Source organism: Mycobacterium paraense, assembly GCF_002101815.1.
GTDB lineage: Bacteria > Actinomycetota > Actinomycetes > Mycobacteriales > Mycobacteriaceae > Mycobacterium > Mycobacterium paraense.
Map to the genome: position 1 here is coordinate 38,199 of NZ_LQPM01000009.1, position 10,206 is coordinate 48,404.

The window sequence follows — 10,206 nt, forward strand, 5'->3', positions numbered from 1 at the left end:
GGTACTCAGGTAGCCGCGCGGTTCCCAGCGAGAGCGACTAGATACCAGGGAGTGATCATGGGTGTCGTCGGCGGGGCAGTCCGCAACGTGGGCAAAACCGTGGGTCGCGCGGCGGACGCGACCACCGCGGCAGCGGGTGCTGTCGGCGGCGCCGCGGTCAATGGAATCGTCGGCGGCGTAACGGGAGCCGCCGAGGGAATCAAGCGCGGAATCAGCAGCGGCAGCCATTCGACGCCGGCCGCGGCGCTGGCCCTGGGCGCCATCGGCGTCGCGGGTCTGGTCGAGTGGCCGGTGTTGCTGGCCGTCGGCGGAGGCGCTTTGTTGTTGCACCGGATGCAGCAGAAAACCGGCGGCCAGGCCCCGGCGAAGGCCAACCTCAAGCCGGTGCCCTCCGAGCCCGCGCCGAAGAAGGTCACGCCGGCGAAGGCGGCCGGCAAGCCGGCGGCCAAGAAGGCTGCCGGGCGGCGCGCCGGTGCCGCCGAGTTGCGCAGCACCAACTAGGAACCGTCTGAGCCGCCCTTGAGCATTGTCACGTCGTTACAACGATCGACGCCGCTGCGGGCGCTCACGACAGTTCTGGACATCGCGGCGATTCCGCTGCGCGAAGGCGCCCGCGCGCTCACTGGAGATTTGCCGCATGAAACGCTGAGCCGGCGCTGCTGGCGGGGCGAGAACCGCGCCTGGATCGAGGTGCGCGGCCTGGACGACGCAAACCCCGGTGACCTCGACGCCGCCGTGCTCGACGCGCTCCGCGCCCACCCCGGCGTCAGCTCGGTCAGCCTGAACCACCCCTTGTCCCGGGTCGTCATCACCCTCGGCGACGGCCACACCTCGCTGCGCGACCTCTGTCACCTCATCGACGACGCCGAAAGGCGTTGCCGCGCAACGAGCAAGGCGTCGGCGACCACCCTGCCCGGCGACGGCGTGGTCGCGGCGACCAGGGCCGTGACGCTGGCCGCCAACGCCGCCGGGCTGGGCGTCGCGCTGGCCGGGCGCGCGCTGCGCTGGCCGCGACTGCCGATCGGCGTCCAGGCGCCCATCGTGGCTCTCGACTACCAGCCGTGGCTGCGGCGCCTGCTCGAGGACCGCATCGGCGGGCCCGCGACGGACACGGTGCTGACGCTGGCCATGGCGGCGGCGGAAACCGTCACGCTGGCCCCGGCGTCGCTGTCGGTCGGCCTGCTGATGCAGTCGCTGAAGGCCGCCGAATGCCGCGCCGAGGCGGCGGCGTGGCGCAGGCACGAACCCGAGCTGGCCCGCTACGCGAACCAACCGCCCGGCGATGCCCCGCCGCGGCCGCCCCGCGCCCGGGCCGTGGAACGCAACGCCGGGCGGTTCGCGCTCGTCCAGGCGCTCGCCGCCGGGCTGGTCGGCGCCACCACCCGCAACCTGAACATGACCGCCACCGCGGTGCTGGTGACCGCGCCCAAGGCCAGCCGCACCACCCCGGAAGCCTTCGCGGCGGCGCTCGGGCGCGGCCTGGCCGACCACCACGCGGTGCTGTCGCTGCGGCCCGACGCGCTGCGCCGCCTGGACCGGGTCGACGCGATCGTCATCGACCCCCGCGTGTTGTGCACTCCCGGCTTGCGGGTGGCGCGCATCCGCGGCGCCGACGAGTTCGACCTGCCCGCGGCGTGGGACCGCGCCCAGCTGGCGCTGGAGCGCAACGGGCACCGGCCGGGCTGGCACCGGGTGCCCGGCGAACCCGGTTCGGCGGTCGAGGCGCTGTTCCGGCCCGGCCACGACCCCCTGGCGTCGGCCGTGGTCGCCGAGGCGCACCGCACGGGCGCCGAGCTGGTCTCGGTCGACGTCGACTCGCTGGGCGAATTGCGTCCCGCGTTCGACGACCTGAGGCCCGTGCCGGGCAAGGGCTCCATCGACGACGCCCTGGCCGGCGCGGTGGCGGACCTGCAGCAGGCCGGTCGCACCGTGGCGGTGCTGTCATCTCTTGGCGCGCAGGCGATTTCGGCCGCCGACGTGGCCCTCGGGGTGCTGCCCCAGCCCGGTGCGGGTCCACCGGCCTGGTGCGCCGACCTGCTGCTGCCGGATCTGGCCGCCGCGTGGCGGCTGCTGCACGCGCTTCCGGCGGCCAAGGCCGCCACCCAGCGCGGCGCCGGGATCGCGGCCGGCGCGACGGCCATGGGCTCGCTGCTGATGATCCCGGGCATCCGCGGCCTGGGCCCCGGGCCGGTGACGACCGGCGCGGCCGCGGGCGCGCTGTCCGGGTACCTGCTGGCGCGCGGGACCCTGGCCGCGGACCCGCCGCGCCCGGCGTCCGCCCACGAATGGCACGCGATGTCGGTCGATCAGGTGCGCCGGGTGTTGCCGGCCACCGACTCGGAGCCGGACACCCGGCCCGCGGGGCGGCCCGACGCGCCCCCCAACGCGGCCTGGCAGCTCCTCAAGGCCGTCCGCGCCGAGCTGACCGACCCGCTCACCCCGGTGCTGGCGCTGGGGTCGGCGGCCAGCGCGGTGCTCGGTTCGCCCGTCGACGCTGTCCTGGTCTTCTCGGTGCTGACCGGGAACTCGATCCTGGCGGCCAGCCAGCGGCTGCGCGCCGAGAACCGCTTGAACCGCCTCCTCGAGCAGCAGATCCCGCCGGCCAGGAAGGTCGGGACCGGTCCCGACGGGGAGCGGGTGTACACCGACGTCATCGCGGCGCAACTGCGCCCCGGCGACGTCATCGAGATCCGCACGCACGAGGTGGTGCCCGCCGACGCCCGGATCGTCGAGGAGGTCGACGTCGAGGTCGACGAGTCGACGCTCACCGGCGAGTCGCTGTCGGTGGAGAAGCAGGTCGACGCCACGCCCGGCGCCGACCTCGCCGAGCGTCGCTGCATGCTCTACGCCGGGACCACGGTGGTCGCCGGCACCGCGGTCGCCCTGGTGACCGCGGTCGGGGCCGACACCCAGGAACGCCGCGCCGCCGAGCTGGTGTCCGGCGACCTGTCGTCGGACATCGGCCTGCAGCACCAGCTCAGCCAGCTCACCAACCGGGCCTTCCCCGTCAGCGTGGCCGGCGGCGCGCTGGTGGGCGGCCTGGGGCTGCTGCGCGGTACCGGCCTGCGCCAGGCGGTGGCCAGCGGCATCGCCATCGCCGTCGCGGCCGTCCCCGAGGGCATGCCGCTGGTGGCGACGCTGGCGCAGTCGGCGTCGGCGCGGCGGCTGACCAAGTTCGGCGCCCTGGTCCGCGTGCCGCGCTCGGTGGAGGCGCTCGGCCGCATCGACGTGGTCTGCTTCGACAAGACCGGAACCCTCAGCGAGAACCGCCTGCGGGTGGCGCAGGTCCGCCCCGCGCCCGGGCGCTCGCCCGAGGAGGTGCTGCACGACGCCGCGCACGCCGCGCCGGCCGCCAACGGCAACCCGCAGGTGCACGCCACCGACGTCGCGATCGTCGAGGCCGCCAGGCGTTCGCTCAACGGCTCTACCCCCGACGCCGAGGCGGACGCCCACCTGCCGTTCCGCTCCGGGCGGTCCTTCTCCGCCTCCATCACCGGCACCGAGCTGACCGTCAAGGGCGCGCCGGAAGTGGTATTGGCCGCGTGCGACGGGGTCGACAAGAAGACCGCGAAGACGGTCTCCGAACTCGCCGCCAACGGGTTGCGGGTGATCGCGGTGGCGCGGCGCCGGCTGACGGCGCAACAGGCGCGGGCGATCCAGCAAGACCCCGACGACATCGCGGAATTCTGCCGCGACGGGCTGACCCTGACGGGGTTCCTCGGCCTGTCCGACACCCCGCGCGCCGAGGCCGTCGGCCTGCTCGCCAACCTGCGCGACCAGGGCGTGGGCGTCAAGCTCATCACCGGCGACCACCCGATCACCGCCCTGGCCATCGCCCGGGAGCTGGGGCTGGCCGTGACCGACGAGCAGGTGATCAGCGGCGCGGAATGGGACGCGCTGTCGCGCAAGGACCAGGCGCGCGTCGTGACCGAGCGGGTCATATTCGCCAGGATGACGCCCGAGAACAAGGTGCAGGTCGTGCAGACCCTGGAGGGTGCCGGCGTGCTCTGCGCGATGGTCGGCGACGGCTCCAACGACGCCGCCGCCATCCGGGCCGCCACCGTCGGCATCGGCGTGGTGGCGGGCGGCAGCGACCCGGCCCACATGGCGGCCGACGTCGTGCTGGTCGACGCCCGCATCGAGGCGCTGGTGGAGGCGATCGCGGAGGGCCGCCAGCTGTGGCAGCGGGTGCAGGCGGCCGTGTCGGTGCTGCTCGGCGGCAACGCCGGCGAGGTGCTGTTCGCCGTCATCGGCAGCGCGCTCACCGGCACGTCGCCGCTGAACACCCGGCAGCTGCTGCTGGTGAACATGATGACCGACGCGCTGCCGGCCGCCGCGCTGGCGGTCAGCGAGCCCAGCGGCCCGGTCGATTCCGGCCTACGCGGCCCGGACCAGCCCGCACTGTGGCGCGCGGTGGCGATCCGCGGGGTCACCACGGCCGCGGCGACGACCGCGGCGTGGGCGATGGCGAGCGTCACCGGCCGCCCGCAGCGGGCGTCCACGGTGGCGCTGGTCGCGCTGGTGGGCGCCGAATTGGGTCAAACGCTGCTGGATTCCCGGGCCCCGCTGGTGGTGCTCACGGCGGTGGGCTCGCTGGGGGCGATGGGGACGCTGATCAGCATCCCGGTGGTCAGCCAGTTGCTCGGCTGCACACCGCTGGGTCCGGTCGGCTGGGGACAGGCCCTGGGTGCCGCCGCCGGGGCGACTGTCGGGGTAGCCGTTCTGAACCGTGTTGCGGAAGGTTGGGGCACGCGGCTCCAGCCGGACACACTGCCACCCGGACCTGACGCGCCCGCGACGAACGCGGAACCGTCCGATCGGAATGCCGAATCTCCACGACCCCGACCCGCCAGAGCAGCGCATAGAGTTCAACCAGCGGGACCTTCAGCACCGAGGCAATCGACGAAACTAGCGGATCGCCCCCGAGGTCGGTCATCGTCGACATAGGTCCGACGGTGGCCTCGCGACCCGGCGGGGCGGCAAACCCTCAGTTACCGGAAGGCAAATGATGGCCGAAAAGAAGACGCGCAGGGGGACCTCGCAGCGCGACGCCGTGCAGAAGATCCGCGAGGGCGAAACCTTCGTGGTGAACGTGCCGGTGGTGGGGCAGGTGGAGATTCCGCGCCCGGAGCAACTGGCGTATTACGGCGGCCTGGCGGCGCTGGCCGCGTTCGAGCTCATCGACTGGCCGGTCGCCCTGGTGATCGCCGCCGGGCACGTCTTGGCGAGCAACCACCACAACAAGCTCCTCGAGGAGCTCGGCGAGGCGATCGAGGAGGTTTAGGCTCCGCCGTCGCTCAGGCGCTGGCGACCGCGCGGTCGAACCGCAGGGTGACCCGGGTGCCGCCGGAGCTTCGTACGGTGTCGACGCCGTCGGCCAGCCCGCCGATCAGCGTCAGCCCGCGGCCGCGTCGCTTGTTGCGCAGGCTGGCCGACGAGTCCCCCACCCAGCGCCCGCTGTCGCTGACGGTCACCGCGACCGTGTCGTCGCGCAGGAAGGCCTCGACGGTCACGGTTTTGCGCGGCTCGCTGTGGCTGCCGTGCTCGATCGCGTTGGTCACCGCTTCCCCGGTCGCCAGCAGGATGTCCTCCTCGCGGCCCGGCTCGACGGCGATGCTGTCCAGCCAGCCCCGCAGCTGCCTGCGCGCGACGGGGATCTGCGCCGGCACGGCCGGCAGCACGGTGGCGAAGCTGCGCCCCGCCGCATGGCTCGGGCGCAACGCGAGGACCACGACGTCGTCGCGATAGCCCGCCGGCGGTGTCATCCGCGCCAGCAACTCGGTGCAGACCGATTCGACCGGCAGCTCGGCGCACGCGGCGGCCGCGGCCTTCAGGCGGGCGAAGCCCTCGTCGAGCGTCTCGCCGGCCCGCTCGATGAGCCCGTCGGTGTACAGCAGGATCATGCCGCCCGGAGTCAGCTCGGCCGTCGCGGTGGCGCCGGACGGGTGGGCGTCCTCGACCGCCACCGGTGGACGGCGGCCCGACTCGAGGAAGACCGGATCGCCGTCGGGCGGGACGAGCAACGGATAGGGATGCCCGGCGCAGCTGTAGCTGACGGTGGCGCCGCCGGAGCCGGTCCCGCTATCGATCAGCGCGTAGGCCACCGTCGCGCAGCGGGCGCCGGTGACGCTGGCCGCGTACCTGTCCAGCGCCGCCAGCACCGCGAGCGGTTCGGCGGCGGTGAGCGCCGAGGCGGCCACCGCGGCGCGCAGCCTGCTCATCACGATCGCGGCGGCCAGGCCGTGCCCGACGACGTCGCCGACGGAGATCCCGATCAGGCCGGCGCGGCCGAGCGGAGTGACCGAATACCAGTCGCCGCCGACCCGCATCGCTTCGCCGGCCGGCTGGTAGACGGCCGCCACGACCGCGGCGGTCGAGCTGCGATCCAGGTCGAGCAGGTGCTCCTGGAAGTCGACGGCGATCCGGTGTTCCCGCGCCATCGTCCGGACCCGGTCCAGCGCCGACTGGGTCAGCTCGGCCATCCGGCGGAACGTCTCGAGCTCGGTCGCGTCGAACTGCCGCGGCGTGGGCCACAGCAGCAGCAGCGCGCCGACGACGCGACCGGTGTTGTCCCGCAAGGGATGCGCGACGCAGGCGCGCACGCTGGCGGCGGTGTCGCGCACGGCGTGCTGGTAGCGCGGGGGCAGGTCGAACGTGTCGGGGACGACCATCGGCTCGCCGCCGCTGATGACGTCGGCCCCGATCAGCGGCGAGTCGAGCGCGGCCACGTGGTAGCGGTCGCGCACCTCCACGGGCAGGTCGCCGGCGTATTCGAAGCGCACGTGGCGCTCGCCGTCGAGCACCCCGATCGTCACCGCGGCGGGATCGCCCGTCTCCGACGGGTGGCCGATCAGGGCGTCCAGAATGCCGGCCACCGAGTCGGTGGCCTGCAGGGCGGCGTCGAGGCGCGCCAGGTCGCGCTGCGCCTCGCGCCGCTGGCGGTCGCGTTCGCGGGCGACCGCCGACAACCGCGACGCCACCCGGTCGACCAGCTCCTGCGAGCGGAACGGCTTGGGCAGGTAGTCGTCGGCCCCGCCCGCGAAGCCCTCGTCGACGGCCTCCGCACCGGCCCGGGCCGACAGCATCAGGACCGGCGTGGCGGCCAGGGCCGGGTCCGCGCGGATCGCCGCAACCAGGTCGAAGCCGCTGAGGCCCGGCATCATGACGTCGGTCACGATCGCGTCGGGGTGCAGTTCCCTGGTGACGGCCAGGGCCGACTCGCCGTCGGCGACCAACACGGTTTCCCAGCGGGCGGAAAGGACCCGGTCCAGGTGCGCCCGCATGTCGGCGTTGTCGTCAGCGATCAGCACCAACTGCCGCGCACCGCCGGCCGCCCGGCGCGGCGCGCCCGCCAGCCACTGACCCGCCTCGGCCACATACGGGTTGCTCACGTCCGGCATCGCCGCGGGGGGCGGATCGACCGCGACGTCGGCGGCGGAACGCGGCAGCCGGATCGTGACCGTCGTTCCGCGATCCAGTTCGCTGTCGATCTCCACGGTTCCGCGTTGCAGTTCGACGAGCCCGCGCACCAGCGACAGCCCGATCCCGGTGCCCTCCACGCTGCGCCCGCGCGTGTTCTCGGCCCGGTAGAAGCGTTCGAACAGGCGGTCCAGGTCGTCGGGCGCGATGCCAACTCCCGTGTCGCGCATGGTGATCCGGCACTCGGCGGCGTCGGCGCGCACCTCGACCGAAATCGAGCCGTGCAGGGTGTATTTGACGGCGTTGGAAAGCAGGTTGAGGACGATCGTTTCCCACATGCCCGGGTCGATGTCGGCCAGCGCGGGACCGCAGTCCAGCACCAGGTCCAGCCCCGCGCGCTGGCACAGCTCGGTGAACGACGAGGCGATGTGCTCGGTGAGCGCGCCGACGTCGGTGCACACCAGCTTCGCGTTCGCCCGGCCCGCTTCGATGCGGGAGAAATCGAGCAGCGAGTCGACCAGGCGCAGCAGGCGCCGGGCATTGCGGTCGGCGACGCTCAGCCGATCCGTTAGCACGCTATCCGGCGGCGCCTCGGACAGCGCGTCACCGAGCGGACCGAGCAAAAGCGTGAGGGGCGTGCGGAATTCGTGGCTGACGTTGGTGAGAAACGCCGTCTTGGCCCGATCCAGCTCGGCCAGCGCGTCCGCGCGCTGCCGCTGCTGCTCGTAGGAGACGGCGGAGGCCAGCGCGGAGGACAGCTGGTCGGCGAGCAGCTGGCAGAAGCCGCTGTACATCGAATCGAGCGGCCGCAGCGGGCTCGCCCCGATCACCAGCGCCCCGCCGTGGGCTCCTTCGCCCAGCGGCAACACCAGGGCCTGCCGCGGGCAGTCCTCGCCGAGAACGCCTGCGATGCCCGGTATCACGTCCTCCAGCCCGTCGATCACGGCTGCGGTCGTCCGCGAGCGCGGCGCCGCCCCGGGGCCCGTCAGCTCCGCCAGCGAGCCCGGCAGCAGCTCCCGGATCGAGGGCGTCGCTCCGCGCAGCGCGCCGTCGAGGTACACCGCGATGAACGGCAGGTCCAAGGGCTGCGCGCCGCATGCGGCGACGGCGCTCTGCACGGCGTCGTCGATGCCGTGCGTCTCCATCAGGGCGCCGGCCACCGCGTTGAGCAGGTGGAGGCGACGCTCGCTCAATACCCGGTGGGTGGTCTCCCGGACGGCGCAGAAGATTCCGTAAACGTCTCCGCCGCTGCCGATCAGCGGGCTGTAGCTGAACGTGAAGTACCGCTCCTCGGGCTGGTCGCCGGTCATCAGCGGCAACATCAAGTCGTCGGACCACGTCGCGATGCCGGTGTCGATGACGCTGGTGAGCATCGGGTGAATCTGTCCCCAGATCTCCCACCACACCTGCTCCGCCGGGCGCCCCAGGGCCGCCGGGTGCTTGTTGCCCAGGATCTGCGCGTAGGCGTCGTTGTACATCAGGAACAGGTCGGCCGGCCCCAGCCACAGCACGATGGGAAACCGCGACGTCAGGGTGACCGCAACGGCCGCCCGCGCCTCGGCGGACCACTGGTCCGGTGACCCCAGGGGGTGGTTCGCCCAGTCGAACTCGGCGAAGCGGCGACCCATTTCGCCGCCCAAGTCGACCGCGGCCGCCAGATCAGCCGGCAGGCCTGGGTTCATTGCCGGCGGTTGCGCTGCAACGCATCGGCCAGCGTCGGTGCGATGTCGAGGATGCGGTCCAACTCGGTCACCTGGATCGGCCGGAGCACCTGGTCGTGATCGGCCACCACACGCACCGAGGTGCCGGCCGCCTTCCCTTCCTCGTGGCACTCGAGCACCGCGTTCAACGCCGCGCTGCCGAAGAAACTCACGGCCGCAAGGTCGATGACCACCAACCGCTCCGGGTGCGTCGCCGCCACCTGGAGCGCGGCGGTGAGGTGGGTGGCGAGCTCGCCGACGTTGCTGGAGTCGACATCACCCTTGACGCGCACGACTACCGCATCCCCATTGGCCTCGTGACCGACCGCCAACACTTCCATGCCCTTCCCCGACTTCGTGCGTTCGCATACAGCGCTGGTTACCCAGCCGGCTCGTCGGGAATCCTTTCGTGGACCGTCAGCAACAAATGGTCGAACTGACTTTGCGCGGCGGGCGCCGGGGCCATCAGCGTCGTCACTTCGTCGAGCAGTTGCTTCGCCAACGAGCGCAGCTTCACGTTGGTCTCCTGCGAACGCCATTGCAGCACGCGGAAGGCTTGGTCGGCGCTGACCCGGTAGACGTACATCAGCACGCCCTTGGCCTGCTCGATGGCCGCACGATTCTCGAAGAGGTCGGGCAGGGCGGCGTCGAGCACCTCTTGCCGGGCCTCGCCGAACGTGTCGGTCAGGTCGACGTAATAGCCGGCGGTGCCCACCACCGCTCCCGACTCGTCCAGCATCCGGTCGGCCACCACGATGGCGTCGTGCACGTTGCCCGCGGTGTCGAGGAACCGGTGCCGGCTGGAAAACGACTCCGCCGACTGCAACGCGTAGTCGAGCAGCTCCTGGACGTGCGCGCGGTCGTCGGGATGCTTGTGCGATAGCAGCAGATTCGTCGTCGGTTCCACGGACCCGGGCTCGTACCCGTGCATCCTGGCCACCTCGTCGGACCATTCCCAGCGTTGGCCGACGAACCAGAACCGGAAGGCGCCGACGTTCAAATGCCGGGCGGCCGCCTCGATTGCGCTGGTCGGCTCCTTGTGGTTGCCCGCGGGTTGCACGTTTGCATCCTGCCATCCGGTGGGTAT

General features: G+C 72.7%; 6 protein-coding genes and 1 pseudogene. 3 read left to right on the forward strand and 4 right to left on the reverse strand.

Annotated elements, in window-relative coordinates; translation table 11 throughout:
- The first annotated feature begins 57 nt into the window (after positions 1-57).
- A complete protein-coding gene (locus AWB89_RS08380) occupies positions 58-501 on the forward strand; it encodes a hypothetical protein (protein WP_085172933.1) in 444 nt (147 codons plus the stop codon).
- 1,794 nt (positions 502-2,295) lie between these two features.
- A pseudogene (locus AWB89_RS27910) lies at positions 2,296-4,659 on the forward strand (cation-translocating P-type ATPase); the annotation flags it as partial.
- On the opposite strand, the gene AWB89_RS27915 reads toward AWB89_RS27910, so the two are convergent.
- Positions 4,631-4,945 (reverse strand): Rv1535 domain-containing protein, encoded by a 315-nt coding sequence (locus AWB89_RS27915; RefSeq protein ID WP_308206688.1) that lies wholly within the window; start codon positions 4,943-4,945, stop codon positions 4,631-4,633. The pseudogene AWB89_RS27910 and the gene AWB89_RS27915 sit on opposite strands and share 29 nt — an antisense overlap.
- A gap of 63 nt (positions 4,946-5,008) precedes the next feature.
- Between AWB89_RS27915 and AWB89_RS08390 the strand changes: the two genes are divergently transcribed.
- On the forward strand, positions 5,009-5,284 hold the full coding sequence (locus tag AWB89_RS08390) for a hypothetical protein (protein WP_139830435.1): 276 nt from the start codon (positions 5,009-5,011) through the stop codon (positions 5,282-5,284).
- Between the two features lie 13 nt (positions 5,285-5,297).
- Here AWB89_RS08390 and AWB89_RS08395 read toward each other — a convergent pair whose 3' ends face one another.
- Genes AWB89_RS08395 through AWB89_RS08405 form a run of 3 tightly spaced genes read right to left on the reverse strand, consistent with a single transcriptional unit; the run spans position 5,298 to position 10,179 of the window.
- Positions 5,298-9,101 (reverse strand): SpoIIE family protein phosphatase, encoded by a 3,804-nt coding sequence (locus tag AWB89_RS08395; RefSeq protein ID WP_085172799.1) that lies wholly within the window; start codon positions 9,099-9,101, stop codon positions 5,298-5,300.
- A complete protein-coding gene (locus tag AWB89_RS08400; protein WP_085092934.1) occupies positions 9,098-9,460 on the reverse strand; it encodes an STAS domain-containing protein in 363 nt (120 codons plus the stop codon). The genes AWB89_RS08395 and AWB89_RS08400 overlap by 4 nt, the downstream gene beginning before the upstream one ends.
- Before the next feature lie 38 nt (positions 9,461-9,498).
- Complete coding sequence (locus AWB89_RS08405; protein WP_139830436.1) at positions 9,499-10,179, reverse strand: PAS and ANTAR domain-containing protein; 681 nt, start codon at positions 10,177-10,179, stop codon at positions 9,499-9,501.
- Between the last annotated feature and the right edge of the window lie 27 nt (positions 10,180-10,206).